The 17686-nt window shown below is 60.2% G+C and carries 17 protein-coding genes, 1 tRNA gene and 1 pseudogene; 12 read left to right on the top strand and 7 right to left on the bottom strand.

Translation table 11 applies throughout. The features are described 5' to 3' along the window. Positions 1 to 54 precede the first annotated feature (54 nt). Positions 55 to 714 (bottom strand): TetR/AcrR family transcriptional regulator, encoded by a 660-nt coding sequence (locus Tal182_RS10245; protein WP_085859358.1) that lies wholly within the window; start codon positions 712 to 714, stop codon positions 55 to 57. Between the two features lie 237 nt (positions 715 to 951). Here Tal182_RS10245 and map point away from each other — a divergent pair, with 237 nt between their 5' ends. The 9 genes and pseudogenes from map to Tal182_RS10205 all read left to right on the top strand — a co-directional run bounded on the left by map (position 952) and on the right by Tal182_RS10205 (position 9867). Then, on the top strand, positions 952 to 1788 hold the full coding sequence (map, locus tag Tal182_RS10240) for a type I methionyl aminopeptidase (RefSeq protein ID WP_064802166.1): 837 nt from the start codon (positions 952 to 954) through the stop codon (positions 1786 to 1788). 7 nt (positions 1789 to 1795) lie between these two features. Further along, on the top strand, positions 1796 to 2620 hold the full coding sequence (gene radC, locus Tal182_RS10235; RefSeq protein WP_085860904.1) for a DNA repair protein RadC: 825 nt from the start codon (positions 1796 to 1798) through the stop codon (positions 2618 to 2620). A 74-nt stretch (positions 2621 to 2694) separates the two neighbouring features. Next, positions 2695 to 3171 carry a hypothetical protein gene (locus tag Tal182_RS32705; protein WP_245344845.1) on the top strand — a complete coding sequence of 159 codons (477 nt, stop codon included), beginning with the start codon at positions 2695 to 2697 and terminating at the stop codon, positions 3169 to 3171. Positions 3172 to 3374: 203 nt separating this feature from the next. After that, positions 3375 to 4049: a hypothetical protein gene (locus tag Tal182_RS32700; protein ID WP_245344844.1), complete on the top strand. Its 675-nt coding sequence runs from the start codon at positions 3375 to 3377 to the stop codon at positions 4047 to 4049. Between the two features lie 182 nt (positions 4050 to 4231). After that, positions 4232 to 5419, top strand: a complete 1188-nt coding sequence (locus tag Tal182_RS10225; protein ID WP_085859357.1) for an alpha-hydroxy acid oxidase — start codon at positions 4232 to 4234, stop codon at positions 5417 to 5419. Between the two features lie 4 nt (positions 5420 to 5423). Further along, positions 5424 to 5555 (top strand): annotated as a pseudogene (locus Tal182_RS10220) (JAB domain-containing protein); the annotation flags it as partial. 117 nt (positions 5556 to 5672) lie between these two features. Then, on the top strand, positions 5673 to 7079 hold the full coding sequence (gene sthA / locus Tal182_RS10215; protein ID WP_064802151.1) for a Si-specific NAD(P)(+) transhydrogenase: 1407 nt from the start codon (positions 5673 to 5675) through the stop codon (positions 7077 to 7079). A gap of 49 nt (positions 7080 to 7128) precedes the next feature. Continuing rightward, positions 7129 to 7932 (top strand): endonuclease/exonuclease/phosphatase family protein, encoded by an 804-nt coding sequence (locus tag Tal182_RS10210; RefSeq protein WP_085859356.1) that lies wholly within the window; start codon positions 7129 to 7131, stop codon positions 7930 to 7932. 159 nt (positions 7933 to 8091) lie between these two features. After that, positions 8092 to 9867, top strand: a complete 1776-nt coding sequence (locus tag Tal182_RS10205) for a radical SAM protein (protein ID WP_085859355.1) — start codon at positions 8092 to 8094, stop codon at positions 9865 to 9867. A gap of 92 nt (positions 9868 to 9959) precedes the next feature. On the opposite strand, the gene Tal182_RS10200 is transcribed toward Tal182_RS10205, so the two are convergent. The 5 genes from Tal182_RS10200 to Tal182_RS10180 all read right to left on the bottom strand — a co-directional run bounded on the left by Tal182_RS10200 (position 9960) and on the right by Tal182_RS10180 (position 14150). After that, a complete protein-coding gene (locus Tal182_RS10200) occupies positions 9960 to 10382 on the bottom strand; it encodes a nuclear transport factor 2 family protein (protein ID WP_064802145.1) in 423 nt (140 codons plus the stop codon). A 181-nt stretch (positions 10383 to 10563) separates the two neighbouring features. Beyond that, positions 10564 to 12048, bottom strand: a complete 1485-nt coding sequence (gene tig, locus Tal182_RS10195; protein ID WP_085859354.1) for a trigger factor — start codon at positions 12046 to 12048, stop codon at positions 10564 to 10566. A gap of 182 nt (positions 12049 to 12230) precedes the next feature. Next, positions 12231 to 12315: transfer RNA gene (locus tag Tal182_RS10190), tRNA-Leu, on the bottom strand. A 153-nt stretch (positions 12316 to 12468) separates the two neighbouring features. Continuing rightward, positions 12469 to 13059 (bottom strand): GDYXXLXY domain-containing protein, encoded by a 591-nt coding sequence (locus Tal182_RS10185; RefSeq protein WP_064810202.1) that lies wholly within the window; start codon positions 13057 to 13059, stop codon positions 12469 to 12471. Next, positions 13056 to 14150: a DUF2157 domain-containing protein gene (locus Tal182_RS10180; RefSeq protein WP_085859353.1), complete on the bottom strand. Its 1095-nt coding sequence runs from the start codon at positions 14148 to 14150 to the stop codon at positions 13056 to 13058. Before Tal182_RS10180 ends, Tal182_RS10185 begins: the two co-directional genes overlap by 4 nt. 899 nt (positions 14151 to 15049) lie before the next feature. Between Tal182_RS10180 and Tal182_RS10175 the strand changes: the two genes are divergently transcribed. From Tal182_RS10175 to trmFO, 3 genes are all read left to right on the top strand, one after another. Beyond that, positions 15050 to 15196, top strand: a complete 147-nt coding sequence (locus Tal182_RS10175) for a DUF1127 domain-containing protein (protein ID WP_004678838.1) — start codon at positions 15050 to 15052, stop codon at positions 15194 to 15196. Between the two features lie 300 nt (positions 15197 to 15496). Then, positions 15497 to 15640 (top strand): DUF1127 domain-containing protein, encoded by a 144-nt coding sequence (locus tag Tal182_RS33190; protein WP_064802139.1) that lies wholly within the window; start codon positions 15497 to 15499, stop codon positions 15638 to 15640. A 98-nt stretch (positions 15641 to 15738) separates the two neighbouring features. Then, complete coding sequence (gene trmFO, locus Tal182_RS10165) at positions 15739 to 17169, top strand: methylenetetrahydrofolate--tRNA-(uracil(54)-C(5))-methyltransferase (FADH(2)-oxidizing) TrmFO (RefSeq protein ID WP_085859352.1); 1431 nt, start codon at positions 15739 to 15741, stop codon at positions 17167 to 17169. 9 nt (positions 17170 to 17178) lie between these two features. On the opposite strand, the gene Tal182_RS10160 is transcribed toward trmFO, so the two are convergent. Then, entirely contained in the window at positions 17179 to 17646 is a 468-nt protein-coding gene (locus Tal182_RS10160) for a hypothetical protein (protein WP_085859351.1), read from the bottom strand. Positions 17647 to 17686 lie beyond the last annotated feature (40 nt).

Genomic DNA, 17686 nt, shown 5'->3' with positions numbered 1-17686 from the left:
GTTAACGCCGGGCCTCCTCCCTGTGGATGAATGGAGCCTGTGGATGAAAGGGTGTCAGCCGTAGACGCCGCGCACGAGACGCTTCAGTGCCGTCGCTGCCTTCTCCCAGTCCTTCGACGTCTTCAGCGATAGGCCGGCGCACTGGCCGCCGGCTGCGCCGGAAAGCACGAGGTGCTGGATCGCCGCGATCACGACGGCATTGACGGCTGCCGCATCCACGCCCTTCGGTGGCGCCAGCGAACCGCGCATGCGATCCAGCCAAAGGGCAAGAGCCTTCGAACGGGCCTCGGACAGCCGCGTCACCTGCTCGGTATTTTCCGATACTTCCCAGGCGAGGATGCGGCGCATCAGCGGATCATTTCTCAAGGCGTCGAGCAGCAGAAGCGCCAGCCGCTCCATCAGATCGCCGTAGGTGAGCATGAACATGCCGCCGGCATCTTCCGGAATGCGATCCCTCACCCATGTGCCGAGATCCGCGCCGATCGCCTCGACCAAACCGTCAAGGCCGCCATAGTAGCGGTAGATCAACTGCTTGTCGCAGCCGGCGCGGCGGGCGACCGCATTGATGCCGAAATTCTGGAAGCCCTCCTGCGCCAGCAGGCTCTTGGCGGCGGCAAGGATGGCGCGCTCGGTGGCGCCGCGATCGCGCACGCGCCGCTCCGGCTCCGCACCAACCCCGGGCGAATTATCAAGATTTTCAGCTTCACTCAGCATGACCGACCCTTCCCCGCTGTCACCAATCGGTGAGTAGCGGGGAGACCTTATCCGATCAATCCTATCCCCTTGGGAAGATTGTGGATATTTCTTCCAGCACTCAGAATCCGGCGTCGGACGGGCGCGGGAGACGGCGCGAATCCTTTCAGAAATCTCGTCCCGACGGTTGATCGCGATGGACGAACCCGGCATAGCTGCATTATGAACAAATCTAACAATCTCCGCTAAGGCCCTGCAATGGTGAATTATATCGAAGCCTCCTCCGCGCCGCCGAAGAATACGGGTGCCATCCGGCTTTACGATGGGCAGGCGTTCGAAGGCATGCGCAGGGCGTGCCAGCTGACCGCGCGCTGCCTCGATGCGCTTGCCGATATCGTCAGGCCCGGCCTGCTTACCGACGAGATCGACCGATTCGTATTCGATTTCGGCATGGACCACGGCGCGTATCCGGCGACGCTGAATTATCGCGGCTATACCAAATCCACCTGCACCTCGATCAATCACGTCGTCTGCCACGGCATTCCAAACGACAAGCCGCTGCGCGAGGGCGATATCGTCAATATCGACGTTACCTTCGTGCTCGACGGCTGGCATGGCGATTCGAGCCGGATGTATCCGGTCGGCACGATCAAGCGCGCCGCCGAGCGGCTGCTCGAGGTCACCTATGAATCCCTGATGCGCGGCATATCGGCCGTCAGGCCCGGCGCCCGCACCGGCGCGATCGGCGAGGCGATCCAGGCCTATGCGGAGGCCGAGCGCTGTTCGGTGGTGCGCGATTTCTGCGGCCACGGCGTCGGCCGGCTGTTTCACGATTCGCCGAACATCCTGCATTATGGCCGCGCCAATGAAGGGCCGGAGCTGCGCGAAGGCATGATCTTCACCATCGAGCCGATGATCAACCTCGGCCGGCCGCATGTGAAGGTGCTCGCCGACGGCTGGACGGCCGTGACCCGCGACCGCTCGCTTTCGGCGCAGTATGAACACACGGTCGGCGTCACCGCCGATGGCTGCGAAATCTTCACGCTGTCACCGGGTGGCCTCGACCGGCCCGGACTGCCGCCGCTTGCCAGGTGACGATCTGATGGCGAAGCGGCCTGTTGCGACATCTTCCGACGACAAGCTGCCTTTCGAGACTGAAGAGCCTGTTGTCGACGAACGCTCGTTCTTCGGCGGCCGGCCACAAAAACCAGCCGCGCCGAACGCCCCGACCGCCCTGCCCGCCTCGCTCTCCGGGCCGGAACATTATCACGGTCATCGTGAGCGGCTGCGTGACCGCTTCCGCGAACTGGGCGATACGGCGCTTGCCGATTACGAAATCCTCGAGCTCTTGCTCTTCCGGCTGATCCCGCGACGCGACACCAAACCGATCGCCAAGGGGCTCATCGAACGATTCGGCTCTCTCGCCGGCGTCTTTGGCGCGCCGGCGGCGCTACTGACGGAGGTGAAGGGCGTCGGCGAGAATGTCGCCCTCGACCTGAAACTGATCGCCACCATCGCTCACCGGACCCTGAAGAGCGAGATCAGAAGCAAGCAGGTTCTCTCCTCCTGGTCCTCGGTCATCCAGTACTGCCATGCCGCCATGGCGCATGAAACACGAGAACAATTCCGCATTCTCTTCCTCGACAAGCGCAACGTGCTGATCGCTGATGAGGTGCAGGGCCGCGGCACGGTCGACCATACGCCGGTCTATCCCCGCGAGGTGGTCAAACGCGCGCTCGAACTGTCGGCAACGGCGATCATCCTCGTGCACAACCATCCCTCCGGCGACCCGACCCCCTCGCGCGCCGACATCGACATGACGAAGGTGATCATCGAGGCAACCAAGGCGCTCGACATCACCGTCCACGACCATATCATCATCGGCAAGGACGGCCATGTCAGCCTGAAGGGGCTGAAGTTGATCTAATCCCGCTAAGCTGAAACGCGACCTCACAACCACCGCCAACCTTGTCCACCCCGAAGCCCTCTACGGAGACGATCATGTCGAATGGTCCCAGCGCTGTTCTCACTTCCGATGAGATCGACGCGATAGCGCGTGACGTCGTTGCCGAAGGACAAGCGGGCCGCACGTCGGCGGCATGGCAGAAGATCCAACCATTTCGAAAAGCCCAGCGTCACCAGACTGAGGTCGCGATGGCATTGCTATGGATAGTCGACCAACAAAGCCTCACCAGAGAAGAGGCGACAGACGTTCTTTCCGAGATCGCAGATGCCCACGAGGACAATATCGATATCCTTTCGGCGCTCGGGCTATGCCTGGAAGCCGTCCGTGACATCGATGACCTGAACGCATCACCGCCGGAACACCCGATATTTCAATCAACGGTCGCGACGCTGGACCGCTTAGCCAAGCTCCATGAGGGACAGCCTGAACACAAGCAGATACTGCGCGGGCTCGCCACGTCGGCACGAATGATGGCGCGCCAGAAATCGCCGAGAACAGTCTCCGGAAACTGACGGAAATCGATCCACGGAACAGCTCGTATCAATATAATTTGGGCCTTTTCTACAAAACGCGGGGCAGATTCGCAGAAGGCGTAGCGGCGGGCCGCACTGCTGCAAGCCTGCAGCGGGAGGTTACTGACGCAACGGAGTGGAATCTTGGAATCTGCGCCACCGGCGCAAGGGACACCGAGACCGCTTTGGACGTATGGAAGCGGATGGGACAGAGGATCGAGCTTGGACGATTCGGGTTACCGGAGGGTGGTTATCCGGCCTGCAAGGTGAGGCTTGCCCATCGGCCTCTTGCTGAGCGGACGGCGGACTCTGATGATCCAGGGGCGGAGGAGACAGTATGGATAGAACGGTTAAGCCCGTGTCACGGCATTATTCGCAGCGTGCTGTACGGCAATCTGAGCGTCGACTATGGCGATGTCATCCTCATGGATGGCGCTCCGATTACGTACCACACCTACGGTGAACAGCAGGTCCCGGTCTTCCCGCATTTGGCAACGCTTCTGCGCCGGAATTATCAGTTCTTTGCTTTCGCGGGCACGCAAGAGAAAGCACGCCAATTGGTCGATCTGAGTGAGGAATTGGATGGTGACGCCATTATCTATTCGCACACCGAGAGCCTTAAGATCATGTGCGCAAATTGCTGGCGCAACCCCGGTATTGATCACGCCGATCATGAGAAAATGGAAAAGTACATCGTCACCGGTCGCATTGCCGCGCCGCCCGACATCACACCTGCACGACTTCTTGATCTGATCGACAGGGGAATCGAAAAGCGAGGAACTTGTCAGTTGTATGCGCCCGATCTTTGCTCAGCGGCGGGGCAGTTGGCGCGCGAGCGGATCGACCGACGTCGGTTTACTCTATCGACGGACAACTAGCGACATTCCGGCTCGGAAAGATCGCGGCCGTCGATCCGGAGAGGTCGCAGGCAAGCATCCAAGGCAAGCGAAGGCTGAGGAAAGCTTCAGTTGACAGCAGTCGCTGGCGCGGGATTCTATGCAATCCTGCGCCGCCACTCGCTGAATAATACCCGCCCGAAATACCGAGAAGACAAAGCTTCATGACGATCTCCAGGGGTACCATTGATCGATCGCGCCCGCTCTGCCGCGATGCGCTCTGCCTCGATGACTTTGAACTGCGGGCACGGCGACATCTGCCGAAGCCTCTGTTCGGTTATATTGCCGGCGCGACCGAGACCAATGCGTCGCTGCGGCATAACGCAGAGGCCTTCCAGGCCTATGCCTTTCGGCCCCGTGTACTTCGGGACGTCTCGAGGCGCAGCACCGAGACGAGCCTCTTCGGCAAGACCCATGCCGCACCATTCGGCATCGCGCCGATGGGGATCAGCGCGCTGATGGCCTATCGGGGGGACATCGTGCTCGCGCAAGGAGCCGACCAATCGGGAATCCCGATGATTATAAGCGGTTCATCGCTCATCCCCATGGAAGAGATCGCTGCGGTTTCGCCACAAGCATGGTTTCAGGCCTATCTCCCCGGCGAACCTGACCGTATCGACGCTCTCATCGATCGGGTCGCTGCGGCCGGCATCGCTACCCTTCTGCTGACCGTGGATACGGCCACGCTGCCCAATCGCGAAAATAATGTAAGAGCGGGGTTTTCGACGCCTTTGCGTCCCGGGCTCCGTTTGGCATGGCAGGGCATCTCGCATCCCCGCTGGACTACCGGTACATTCCTGCGCACGATCGTCCGGCACGGCATTCCGCATTTTGAAAATTCCTACGCCACAAGAGGCGCGCCGATCATCTCCTCGAATGTCACGCGCGATTTCGGCAAGCGTGACCATCTCAACTGGAGCCACTTGGAGCGGATACGCAAGCGCTGGGTCGGCAAGCTCGTGGTCAAGGGGATCATGCACCCTGACGACGCGGCACGGGCTGCCGATACCGGGGCGGATGGGGTGATCGTCTCCAATCATGGCGGTCGTCAGCTCGACGGCACCGCATCTCCCCTTCAGGTCCTTCCGGAGATTGCCGCACGTGTTGGAGACAGCATTGCCGTCATGATCGACGGCGGTATCCGGCGTGGAACGGATATCATGAAGGCCCTCGCGCTTGGCGCCTGTTTCGTGTTCGTGGGCAGGCCATTCCTTTATGCTGCAGCCGTCGCGGGGCTACCGGGCGTGCTCAGAGCGGCGGATATCCTGAAGACGGAACTGCATAGCAATATGGCGTTACTCGGGGTCACTGGGGTGAGCGATATTTCCGCGGACTACATCACTCGCGCATGAACAACCGTCGCGCGCTGACATCGATATGACGAAGGTGATCATCGACGCGGCGAAGGCTCTTGATATCACTGTCCACGACCCCATCATCATCGGCAAGGACGACTATGTCAGCCTGAAAGGGCTGAAGCTGATCTGAAAAACACAGTCCGGCTGAATCGGCAGCCGTAAAACAATCTGTAACATTGACCGGCTACCGATAAAAGAGCGACATTTTTGTCGCAAAATGATTCCATTTCCAATCCGAGGCTAGAGGATGTTTCAGTACGATCTCGTTGTGGTAGGTAGCGGTCCCGCAGGGCGCCGCGGCGCGATCCAGGCTGCGAAACTCGGCAAGAAAGTGCTTGTCATCGAACAGGGCAAGCGCGTCGGCGGCGTGTCCGTCCATACCGGCACAATCCCTTCGAAGACGCTGCGCGAGACCGCGCTCAATCTCTCCGGCTGGCGCGAGCGCGGCTTCTACGGGCGATCCTACCGCGTCAAGCAGGAGATCAGTGCGGAAGACCTGCGTCGCCGCCTGCTGATTACGCTCAACCATGAAGTGGAAGTGCTCGAGCATCAGTTCGCTCGCAACCGTGTCCACCACATGCGCGGCAAGGCGAGTTTCGTCGATTCCACCACCTTGCAGGTCATCAAGGATGACGGCGAAGCGCTGACGGTGAGCGGCGCCAGCATTCTGCTTGCGGTGGGCACGAAACCTTTCCGCCCGGATTACATGCCATTCGATGGCAGGACCGTGCTCGACAGCGACGAGCTGCTTGATATCGAAGAGCTGCCGCGCACCATGGTTGTCATCGGCGCCGGCGTTATCGGCATCGAATACGCGACGATCTTCTCGGCGCTTGATACTGCCGTGACCGTGATCGATCCAAAGTCGACGATGCTCGACTTTATCGACAAGGAAATCGTCGAGGATTTCACCTATCAGCTGCGCGACCGCAACATGAAGCTGCTGCTCGGCACGACGGCCGAGAAGGTCGAACGGCTGGATAGCGGCAAGGTCCAGCTGACGCTCGACAACGGCCGTCATCTTGTGACCGACATGGTGCTCTTTGCCGCCGGACGCATGGGAGCGACCGACGCGCTGAACCTTCCGGCCATCGGACTTGAGGCCGACAGCCGTGGCCGTCTCAAGGTCAATCCGGAGACCTTCCAGACATCGGTTGCCAACGTCTATGCCGCCGGCGACGTCGTCGGCTTCCCGAGCCTCGCCTCGACCTCGATGGAACAGGGCCGCATCGCCGCGCGCGTGGCGATCGGCGCAGTCGCCAAGGAGCCGCAGAAATATTTCCCCTACGGCATCTATGCCGTGCCGGAAATTTCGACCTGCGGCCTGACCGAAGAAGAAATGAAGGAGCGCGGCATTCCCTATGAATGCGGTATTGCCCGCTTTCGCGAGACCTCACGCGGCCACATCATGGGCCTCGATACCGGTTTGTTAAAGCTGATCTTCTCGCTGAAGACGCGCCGACTGCTCGGCGTGCATATCGTCGGCGAAGGCGCCACCGAGTTGGTGCACATCGGCCAGGCGGTGCTCAATCTCAAAGGCACGGTCGAGTATTTCGTCGAAAACACCTTCAACTATCCGACGCTCGCCGAAGCCTACAAGATTGCCGGCCTCGACGCCTGGAACCGGATGGGTGACATCAAGTCGGAACTCTGAAGGCGGCGCCACCATCTGATTCCGCCAGCTATAAGATGGAGCCGAGAGCTTGCGCATCATTTCGCTGAATGCATGGGGCGGCCGACTGCACGAGGCCCTGATCGCCTATGTCAAGCAGGCCGACCCTGATGTGCTGTGCCTGCAGGAGGTGCTGCGGGCGCCGAATGCGGATAGCGGATGGTCGACATACCGGGATGCGGGGCTGGAACTGCCGCAACGTGTCAATCTGTTTCAGGAAATCAGCGCCGCCCTGCCCGGCCACGACGCCTTCTTCTGCCCGACATCGAGAGGTGAGCTTTTCGATGGCGACGCCGCCATTGTCGCGGAATTCGGGTTGGCGACCTTCGTCCGAAAATCGCATTCCGTCATCGCCCAGGCGCTGGACTTCGTGCATGGCAGTTTTTCCGCCGATGGCTGGGGTGACCATCCCAGACCGCGCAACGCCCATTGCATCCGCCTCTTCAACCATGCGCACGCCCGCATCGTGACGATCGCCCATATGCATGGTCTGCGCGATCCGGCCGGCAAAGGCGATACGGCGCAGCGCGAACAGCAGGCGCTGGCATTGGCCGGCCTCATCGGGCGGATCTGGCCCGGCGACGAAGGACTCGTGGTCTGCGGCGACTTCAATGTGCTGCCCGGCAGCGCGACCTTTCGGGTCCTTGCCCGGTTGGGTCTTTCCGATCTCGTCACCGGAAACGGCCTTGTCGACACGCGAACCTCCCACTATCTGAAGCAGGGCCGCTTTGCGGACTACATGCTGATTACGTCTGACGTGGAGGTTGCCAAGTTCGAGGTGGTCGAGGCGCCCGAGGTCTCCGACCACCGCGCATTGCTGCTCGATATCGCGTAGTATATTGAGGGATGCGCTGTGCGAAACTTCTGCGCGCAGTTTCCTGTTTTTACGCCTTAGTTTGAACCCTGATCAATCGCATTGATACGCCGTGCCTGATTTGTGCCTTCAACGCCATTTTGCCTCCGGGCAGACGTTTCTAAAGAAAGATAGATACTCTTGCCCCATGCTTCGGAAGCCGTGCGCAGACGTTTTCAACTCATCCTGATCAAGCCGTCGCATTATGACGATGACGGCTACGTCATCCGCTGGTGGCGGGCGATGATCCCTTCCAATTCGCTCGCGGCCATATACGGCATCGCTGCCGAATGCGCCGAGCGCAAGGTGCTCGGGCCAGATACCGCGATCGACATTACCGTGATCGATGAAACGAATACGCGGATCGATTTTGCCGGGCTGCTCGCCCAGTTCAGGCGCCACGGCAATTTCGGCATGGTCGCGCTGGTCGGCGTCCAGTCCAACCAATATCCGCGCGCCCTCGATATTGCCCGCCCCTTCCGCAATGCCGGCCTGCCGGTTTCGATGGGCGGCTTCCACGTGTCCGGCTGCTTGTCGATGCTCGACGGCCAGGCGGTCGGGCTCGACGCCTGCCGCGACATGGGCATCTCGATGTTCGCCGGCGAGGCCGAGGGGCGGCTGGACATGGTGTTGCGCGATGCTGCTGCCGGCGAGCTGAAGCCGCTCTATAATTTCATGAACGACCTTCCCGGCATTGGCGGCACGCCGGTTCCTTTCCTGCCGAAGGACAACATCCAGCGCACGCTCGGCCTCAGCACCAGCTTCGATGCCGGACGCGGCTGTCCCTACCAGTGCTCGTTCTGCACCATCATCAACGTGCAGGGTCGCAAATCGCGCTTCCGCTCGGCCGACGACGTCGAAAAACTCGTGCGGATGAACTGGGCGCAGGGCATCCACAAATTCTTCATTACCGATGATAACTTCGCCCGCAACAAGGACTGGGAGGCGATCTTCGACCGCTTGATCGAGCTCAAGGAGCGGGACGGCATTCCGCTCGGCCTGATGATCCAGGTCGACACGCTCTGTCACAAGATCCCCAATTTCATCGAAAAGTCCAAGCGCGCCGGCGTCACCCGCGTCTTCATCGGCCTCGAAAATGTCAATCCGGACAATTTGACCGCCGCCAAGAAGAACCAGAACAAGATCACCGAATATCGCAAGATGCTGCTCGCCTGGAAGGCGCAGGGCATCATGACGCTTGCCGGCTATATCCTGGGCTTTCCTGCCGATACGCCGGAATCGATCCGCCGCGACATCGCCATCATCCAGGAAGAGCTGCCGCTCGACGTGATCGAATTCTTCATCTTGACGCCGCTGCCCGGTTCCGAGGACCATCAAGTTCTCTGGAAGAAGGGTGTCGAGATGAATGATGATCTCAACATCTACGATGTCGAGCATGTCTGCACCGCCCACCCCAAAATGAGCAAGCAGGAATGGGAAGACATCTACCATGAGGCCTGGTCGCTCTATTATTCGCCTCATCATATGAAGACGTTGCTGCGCCGCGCCGTGGCGACCGGGGTGCCGCTGGCAAGGCTCGTCAAGGTTCTCGTCTCCTTCGCAACCACGGTGCCGCTGGAAAACGTGCATCCGCTGCAGAGCGGCCTCTTTCGCCTGAAGACGCCGTCGGAGCGGCGTCCGGAACTCCCGCGCGAACATCCGCTGCTTTTCTGGCCGCGCTTTGCATGGGAAACCGTCCGCAAACATGCTTCACTCGCCGGCACGATCATCGCTCTGACGATCTCGGCGTTCCTGATCTCAAGAGATGCGAAATCGAAGAGCTACATGGATCAGGCGCTGACGCCGGTCGCCGATGATGAGGAAGACACGCTCAGCCTCTTCACCAAAACATCCGGCGGAACCGCAGCCGTCAGTCATGTCAGGAAAGTCGCGCAACTGACACGAAGCGGGAATTGAGTTGCAATTCACGCAACGGCGGCTGATGCCAGCTGAGCCGAAATCGCAGCGGCGTCAAGGTCGAAGCCCGGAAGCTCCGGTCTTGCAGGCGTCTAAGCGATCTGGATCATCTGGGTCGTCTCGGCCACTTGCAGCGTGTCGACGAATTCGACGATCTTGACCGGTTTTCCATCCCTGAAATGAATCTTGTCGACGAATTCCGTATAGAAGCTCACACCCGATGGAATGTGCCTTACTTCACCCTCGCGATGGGCGAAGACCATATCCTCGTCCTCGTCGACATAGATGCCGGCTGTCCTGACGTTGGATAGATCCCACGCTGTGATAAGCTGCGTTATCGCCTGACGAAAGGCATTCCCGCTCGCTTCAGTCGAAAAAGGCGCCAGCCGTGTATTGCCGACCATTCGGAAAGTGCAATCGTCGCCGATCAGCGTGAGCGTACCCTCTACATCGCCGCGGTCGCGCACAGCATAGATTTCCTCTACCAGTTTCTTCATGTCTTGCTTGGCAGTCATTTTCAGGCCCTCCCCGCCACCTAGTAAATCTGCATCGAATTATAGTTTATTTCAACTATTTGTTGTTGCAGCTAGGGATGACTCCATCGTGGAGAAGGGAAGGAATTGTCCGGGTAGTCGGAAAAGGAAAAGGCCCCGCACGATTGGCGGGGCCTTCCAAACTTTCAGAACGGGCGAGCGATTACTCGGCGCCGTCCTCGGAAGCCTTCTTCTTCGGAGCGGCCTTCTTCTTCGGAGCAGCTTCCTCGCCTTCGCCGGCATCAGCAGCTTCAGCCTTGGCGGCAGCCTTCTTCTTCGGGGCGGCCTTCTTGGTTTCAGCCTTGGCTTCGCCTTCTTCCTCGGCGAGTAGTTCTTCCTTCGTCACCTTCTTGTCGGTGACGTCGATTTCGGTCAGCAGGTGATCGATGACCTTCTCTTCGAAGATCGGGGCGCGGATCGAAGCGGCGGCACCCGGCTGGCTGCGGAAGAATTCGAGGATCTGCTTTTCCTGGCCGGGATACTGGCGCAGCTGATCGTAGATGGCGCGCTGCATCTCGTCTTCGGTGACTTCGACGCCGGCCTTTTCGCCGATTTCGGAGAGAACGAGACCAAGGCGGACGCGACGCTCTGCAAGCGTCTTGTATTCCTCACGCGCCTTCTCTTCGGTCGTGTCTTCGTCCTCGAAGGTCTTGCCTGACTGAGCGAGGTCGTTATTCACCTGGCTCCAGATGCCGTTGTACTCGGCATCGACGAGCGAAGCCGGGGTCTCGAACTTGTACATCTCGTCAAGCTGGTCGAGTATCTGACGCTTCAGCTTCTGGCGGGTCAGCGAGCCGTACTGCGATTCGATCTGGCCACGGACGATCTCCTTCAGGCGGTCGGCGGATTCGATGCCGAGCTTGGAGGCGAGTTCGTCGTTGATTTCGACAGCGCCTGGGGCTGCGACATCCTTGACCGTGATGTCGAAGGTCGCTTCCTTGCCTGCAAGGTTCTTGGCCGGATAGTCGGCCGGGAAGGTCACGGTGATGGTCTTCTCTTCGCCAGCCTTGACGCCGACGAGTTGGTCTTCGAAGCCGGGGATGAAGCGGCCGGAACCGATCACCAGCTCGGCGCCCTGGTCGGTGCCGCCTTCGAAGGCTTCACCGTCGACCTTGCCGACATAATCCATGGTGACGCGGTCGCCGTTGGCGGCCTTGCCGGTCTTGCTCTCGTAGGAACGGGCGCTTTCGGCAACCTTGAGGACCTGCTCGGTGACTTCGTCATCCGAGATGTCGATGACTTCGCGCGTGACCTTGATGCCCTTGACCGACTTCAGTTCGATCGGCGGCAGCACTTCATAGGAAAGCGTGAATTCGAAATCCTGCTGGGCGGTGAGGATCTTGTCGGCCTCGTCCTTGTCTTCCGTCATGGCGATTTCCGGCTGCGTGGCCGACTTTTCGCCGCGGCTGGACAGGATGGCGGCGGGCTGTTCGCGGACGATCTCGTTGACGAGATCGGCCATGATCGACTTGCCATAGACCTTCTTCAGGTGAGCAGCGGGGACCTTGCCCGGACGGAAGCCGTTGATGCGGACCTTGTCCTTCACATCGGCAAGACGCTCATTCATCTTGTCTTCCATGTCCTTGGCCGGGATAACGACCTTGATTTCGCGCTTCAGCCCTTCAGCGAGCGTTTCGATAACCTGCATGTCTTCCTACCTTCATGTCGTGGCGGCCGTGCCCAGACGCCGTTCGTTTCGATGAGCACGACGCCGGCTGCGTGCCGCGCGTGGCTTTTCCCAATTCCTGCATCATTCCGCCCAAGGGGGAACGGCATTCGCTTCCGGGTATCGGGGGACTAAAATTTCTTAGCCTCCCCCTGCAAACAGCCTGGTGCGGGTAGAGAGACTTGAACTCCCACGCCTTGCGGCACCAGAACCTAAATCTGGCGTGTCTACCAATTTCACCATACCCGCGTTCACAGAACCGCATGCCTATGCCTGCGCATGAGGCCTTCCGGAGCGCGGCGTCTCTATATCACCCGATTTGGTCGAGGCAAAGGAAAAATGAACGTCCAATGACAGGCTATTCAAGGCCCAAAAGCCGCCCTGCCCCGAAGGCCTGAGGGATCAGTAAAGCGGTTCGTCGTAAACCGGCTTGCCGTCGACGAGCAGGCTGCGAATCTGCGCGCGTCCATCCGGCGAGACCCGCACCGCGATGGCGACGTTGCCATCGTTGCGGGCCTCCTCGATCGGCTTGCCCTGACCTTCGGGGACGTAATAACGTTCGATGCCGTATTCGACGCGGATGCTGTCGCCCGCGGCCAGCCCGCCGCTGTAGAAAGGCCTGCTGCGCAGGATCACCGTCTCCGGCTGCGGCGGCAGCGCCTGGAAAGACGATTCGCTCACCGTCCAGAAACCGTCCGCCTGCTTCTTCAACCGGACCCACAGCGTGCGTTCGCCGGGTTCTGCGGGAATGCCGCCGGAGACCGTCTGCACCGGCACGGTGGAAATGTCGTAATTCAAGACGACATAATCACCGCGCAGGAAATCGCGAGGATCGACCGGGGCGGTCTTCAGCAGGACCTCAGCGCCGCTGCTGAGGATCGACGCACGGCTCTGGATGATCGTGCCGAGGATTAAAGTCTGCAAGCCGGCGACGATGATCGCCGAAATGAGATATCCCTTGCCGGACTGCAGCCTTGCCATCAACGAGCTCATGCGCGCGCCTCCCGTGAAAAGCGCCGCTCGAGACGGATGACGATCCAGGCGACGAGCGCCACCACGAGACCGGAGAACAGGAAGAGGCTCGACGTGCCGAGGATCGATCCGACCGTGACGGAGGCGAGATAGAGCATCTCGGCGGCAAAGGTCGTGTACGCGACATAACGCACCGCGCCGTTATCCCTGCCATGCAGCGCGATCGCCAGCACGGCAGCGGCGAGCGTCGCCACCCCGAGCACCACCAGCCGCCAGCCTTGCTCGATCTCGATATGCAGCAGCAGCAAGCCGATCACGGCGATAAGGAAGCTGTAGAAAGCCGGCGCTGCGCCGGCACTCCTGACGAGGGAAGCGATACGGGGGTGCGGCAACGCCGTCAGCGCGAAAACCGCCATGCCGCCGATTGCGAAGGCCAGCGCCACGGCGATCTCCTCATAAAGAGTGTAGAGCCAGGCGAGCCAGCCGATCAGCAGCAGATAGGCGAGATGACGGGCCCGCTCGGCACCGGTGTAACGCACCAGCGCGATTGTGATCACCGCCATGACCGGCGCCGTCCAGGGATCAAATCCGATCCAATGCGTGTCGTTGTTCTCGAGGTAGACGGCGAAGGACGCCCAGGAGAGAAAGCCCGCGACGACGACCACCGCGCCCGAACGGAACAGGATCGCCGAGATCGTCGCGATCGCGAACCAGAGATACATCACGGTCTGCTCGTCGCCGGAGAGATGATACATCTGCCCGACCAGCGAAATCGCGCCACCGAAGCTCATCGTGCCGATGACCAGCAGCCCGCTTGCTGCCGCTGTCGCACCCCGGGCAAACATGGAGGCGGCGGCAATGTGCACAGACCAAATCAGCGCGAGGATGGCGCCGACGCGAACGAGGCGCGGAATGGCCTCCCAATTGGAGGCGACGACCAGCAGAACAGCAGCAGCAAGCAGCACCGCCGCCAGCGCCATCAGCACCCGGCCGAGGCTGAAGCTGGCCGGGCGGCTGTCATATTCGGCGAGAAGCGCGCCGGCCGTTTCTTCTCCAAGCAGACCTTTGCCCACCCAGAGCGAGAGATCCCGCTCCAATCTGCCGCGATACATGCTCCCACCCCTTGGTTCCGCGGCGCTCGCTCCGGCGCTGTGGCTTCCGTCATTTATAGACGCAGCAAGCAGCTTCGCAAACGCCTCAGGGCTAAATATGCGAATTCCTCATTGGTCTAATTTGGGTCAGATGTTAACCGGGCGCTAACGTGGAAACTGCTAGTATGAGCGTACGAGGGAACAGGTATGCGTTTATAGCATACCAATCATGTATTTATTGCACTGCAAAATATCAATTAGTCATACTATTTACCGAGATATCGAAGCACGGGGATGGCGCCCCGGCCCGGCACTGCCGGACGCCCACGGATTATTTGTCCGTGACGAGATTCGCAGCCGCACACTCCTCCTCCCCAAGCGCGCTGCGATGGACTGGCAACACTCCTCCTCCCAGTTGCCAGTCACTATAATGCGCCCGCCGGATCCTCCCCCGGCGGGCGTTTTATTTGATTACAACATCATGCGTAAGTTCAAGGCGTTAGCACAACCGAGGCTGGCTGCGCCGTGCCGCCGGGAAAGCAAGCTCCACCGGATTTTTCTTCGCATCAAGGCGCGGCGTCGCATTCGTGATCGCGCCGCCTTGCGGGCCATCACGATAACTGATGGCTTGTCCAACCGGTCTCGGACCAATCTGCCCAGCGCGCAATCCGCCGGAGGCGAGGTTATCCTCATCGCAACCTCTCCGCGGCGTCAAAGGTCGGGTATTCCCTCAAGTCACTTTGCCTATTCGTTGGCCAGACTGCGGTAAGATTGTGTAAAGCATTGCATATGTCGCATAGGTGACCTGAAAACTTGGCTGTTTTCCTTCTTCGCACCGCAACATACATTCCGGTCATCAAATAGAGGTCAGCGCCGATGGGTGGCTGCTGGCAGATCAAACCCTCGGAAAGGGGCTTAACATGAACATCACTCGCTCTTTCAACAACTGGCGCAAGTATCGTCAGACGGTCACCGAACTCGGCCGCATGACCAACCGCGAATTGCATGACCTCGGCATCGACCGTTCGGATATCCATCGCGTCGCCCGCGAAGCTTCTTCGCGTTAATTCAAAGGTTTCTGCTTCCTCCCAAGCAGATCCGCCCAAGCTTAAAACGCCCGCTGTACCGCAGCGGGCGTTTTCGTTTACGGCGATTGCCGGCCGTCGCGGTTGCAGGATCTTTACGGTTTCCTTGGCCCGCTCAAAAAATGTTCACCGCTTATTTCTCAAGCATCATATTGCACATTTGCATGGCAGACGCCTTTTATTTGCACTGCACAATGAGAGGGTTTTCGCCTATATAAACATCAACCGCAGAGAGACAGGCGATCCCGCCGTCAAGCGGACTTTTGTTCGAGGAAGATGACAATGAACCCGATCCGCATTGCAAAGAGCTGGATTAGCTACCGCCGTACGCTCAACGAACTCGGCAGCCTGTCCAACCAGACCCTGTCCGACATCGGCGTCAGCCGCTACGACATCCGCAATATCGCATCCCGCTCGTTCCGCTAATAGCGGGTAACCGGCACGATGCTTCAAGACGGCGCCATCAGGCGCCGTTTTTGATTCCAGGTGTTGGATCGCATCTGCCGACATGATATCAGCCCGGAATGAACACGATTTCCTATGCTCCTATTCACGTCGTCGGCGGTGGGCTTGCCGGTTCGGAAGCCGCCTGGCAGATCGCCAGTTCCGGCGTTCCCGTCATTTTGCATGAAATGCGCGGCGTGCGCGGCACGGATGCGCACAAGACCGATGGTCTCGCCGAACTCGTCTGCTCCAATTCCTTCCGGTCCGACGATGCGACCAGCAATGCCGTCGGCGTTATCCATGCCGAGATGCGCATGGCGGGCTCGCTGATCATGGCAGCCGCCGATCGCCATCAGGTGCCGGCCGGCGGCGCGCTGGCCGTCGATCGCGACGGCTTTTCCGAAGCCGTGACCAAGGCGATCCACGACCACCCGCTGATCACCGTCGTGCGCGAGGAAATCACCGGCCTGCCGCCGCGCGACTGGGACCTTGCCATCGTCGCCACCGGGCCGCTGACGGCGCCGTCACTTGCCAGCGCCATCCAGGCGCAGACGGGCGAGGATTCGCTCGCCTTCTTCGACGCCATCGCGCCGATCGTCTACCGAGAGAGCATCGACATGGATATCTGCTGGTATCAGTCGCGCTACGACAAGGTCGGTCCCGGCGGCACGGGCAAGGATTACATCAACTGCCCGATGGACGAAGCGCAATACAACGCCTTCGTCGACGCTTTGATCGCCGGCGATACTGTCGGCTTCAAGGAATGGGAAGGCACGCCCTATTTCGACGGCTGCCTGCCGATCGAAGTGATGGCCGAGCGCGGCCGCGAGACGCTGCGCCACGGGCCGATGAAGCCGATGGGGCTGACGAACGCGCATAATCCGACAGTCAAGGCCTATGCCGTCGTACAGCTGCGTCAGGACAATGCGCTCGGCACGCTCTACAACATGGTCGGCTTCCAGACGAAGCTGAAATACGGCGCGCAGGCGGAAATCTTTCGGATGATCCCAGGCCTGGAAAGTGCCGAATTCGCCCGCCTCGGCGGCCTGCATCGCAACACCTATATCAACTCCCCGACATTGCTCGATCCGTCGCTGACGCTGAAGTCGCGGCCCGGCCTGCGCTTCGCCGGCCAGATCACCGGCTGCGAGGGTTATGTGGAAAGCGCCAGCGTCGGGCTGATGGCCGGCCGTTTTGCCGCCGCCGAACGCAAGGGCGAGGCGATTTCGCTGCCGCCGGCGACGACGGCACTCGGTTCGCTGCTCGGTCATATAACCGGCGGACACATCGTGACCGACGAGGAGCCCGGCAAGCGATCGTTCCAGCCGATGAACATCAATTTCGGGCTGTTTCCGGAGCTCGAGCCCGGCTCGATCGTCAAGCCCGAAGGCGTCAAGCGCTTTCGCGGCAAGGACAAAACGATCATGAAACGGCAGTTGATCGCGCGTCGGGCGCTTGCAGACTGCGCCGCCTGGCTCGGCCAGACACCGACCTTTGCCGAGAGTGCCTAAGCAGCTGTTCTACTGCTTGTTGGCGGCGGAAACACTGTCGGACGGCAGATCCTTATCCGGCTCGGCGATGTAATTGCCGAGCAGCCAGAGCGCCACTTCGGAAGCCTCCTTCGGCGAAGCAAACTCGAATCTGCCGTTGTGACTGGGCGCATCCAGAAATTCGATCATCAACCCCTTGCCCGTCTCCGTGCTTACGGCACGCACACGGCCGGGCTCGATCAGATGACAGGAGAAATGGCGTGCCATGTTGCGCACGAGGCCGGCCTTGTTGTCGTGCAGGCGCACGAAGATCGCCTGACTGTTTTCCGTCGCCTGCAACTGACGGATCGCCTCGTTGGGAAAGGCGCGGCCGAACTCGATAATGGCCAGACCGGTGTCGTGCAGACTGTCTTCCTTGTTCTGCGCGGCCATGCGTGTGGCCACGAAAGCAAAGAAGATGACGATGGCGAAAAGGACGCACCAGACGATAATGCCCACGCCGAGTCTCCGTTCAAAGGGTAGGATCGGGACCTTGTAG

Origin of the sequence: Rhizobium sp. TAL182 (genome assembly GCF_002117725.1) — a bacterium.
In the GTDB taxonomy this organism is placed as follows: Bacteria; Pseudomonadota; Alphaproteobacteria; order Rhizobiales; family Rhizobiaceae; genus Rhizobium; species Rhizobium esperanzae.
This window is presented reverse-complemented; position numbering and strand designations above follow the sequence as displayed.

Bases quoted from the DNA above. Each gene is read 5' to 3' on its own strand.
- Tal182_RS10245 (WP_085859358.1), bottom strand. From the start codon at position 714: ATGCTGAGTGAAGCTGAAAATCTTGATAATTCGCCCGGGGTTGGTGCG.
- map (WP_064802166.1), top strand. From the start codon at position 952: ATGGTGAATTATATCGAAGCCTCCTCCGCGCCGCCGAAGAATACGGGT.
- radC (WP_085860904.1), top strand. From the start codon at position 1,796: ATGGCGAAGCGGCCTGTTGCGACATCTTCCGACGACAAGCTGCCTTTC.
- Tal182_RS32705 (WP_245344845.1), top strand. From the start codon at position 2,695: ATGTCGAATGGTCCCAGCGCTGTTCTCACTTCCGATGAGATCGACGCG.
- Tal182_RS32700 (WP_245344844.1), top strand. From the start codon at position 3,375: ATGGGACAGAGGATCGAGCTTGGACGATTCGGGTTACCGGAGGGTGGT.
- Tal182_RS10225 (WP_085859357.1), top strand. From the start codon at position 4,232: ATGACGATCTCCAGGGGTACCATTGATCGATCGCGCCCGCTCTGCCGC.
- sthA (WP_064802151.1), top strand. From the start codon at position 5,673: ATGTTTCAGTACGATCTCGTTGTGGTAGGTAGCGGTCCCGCAGGGCGC.
- Tal182_RS10200 (WP_064802145.1), bottom strand. From the start codon at position 10,382: ATGACTGCCAAGCAAGACATGAAGAAACTGGTAGAGGAAATCTATGCT.
- tig (WP_085859354.1), bottom strand. From the start codon at position 12,048: ATGCAGGTTATCGAAACGCTCGCTGAAGGGCTGAAGCGCGAAATCAAG.
- Tal182_RS10185 (WP_064810202.1), bottom strand. From the start codon at position 13,059: ATGAGCTCGTTGATGGCAAGGCTGCAGTCCGGCAAGGGATATCTCATT.
- Tal182_RS10180 (WP_085859353.1), bottom strand. From the start codon at position 14,150: ATGTATCGCGGCAGATTGGAGCGGGATCTCTCGCTCTGGGTGGGCAAA.
- Tal182_RS10175 (WP_004678838.1), top strand. From the start codon at position 15,050: ATGAACATCACTCGCTCTTTCAACAACTGGCGCAAGTATCGTCAGACG.
- Tal182_RS33190 (WP_064802139.1), top strand. From the start codon at position 15,497: ATGAACCCGATCCGCATTGCAAAGAGCTGGATTAGCTACCGCCGTACG.
- trmFO (WP_085859352.1), top strand. From the start codon at position 15,739: ATGAACACGATTTCCTATGCTCCTATTCACGTCGTCGGCGGTGGGCTT.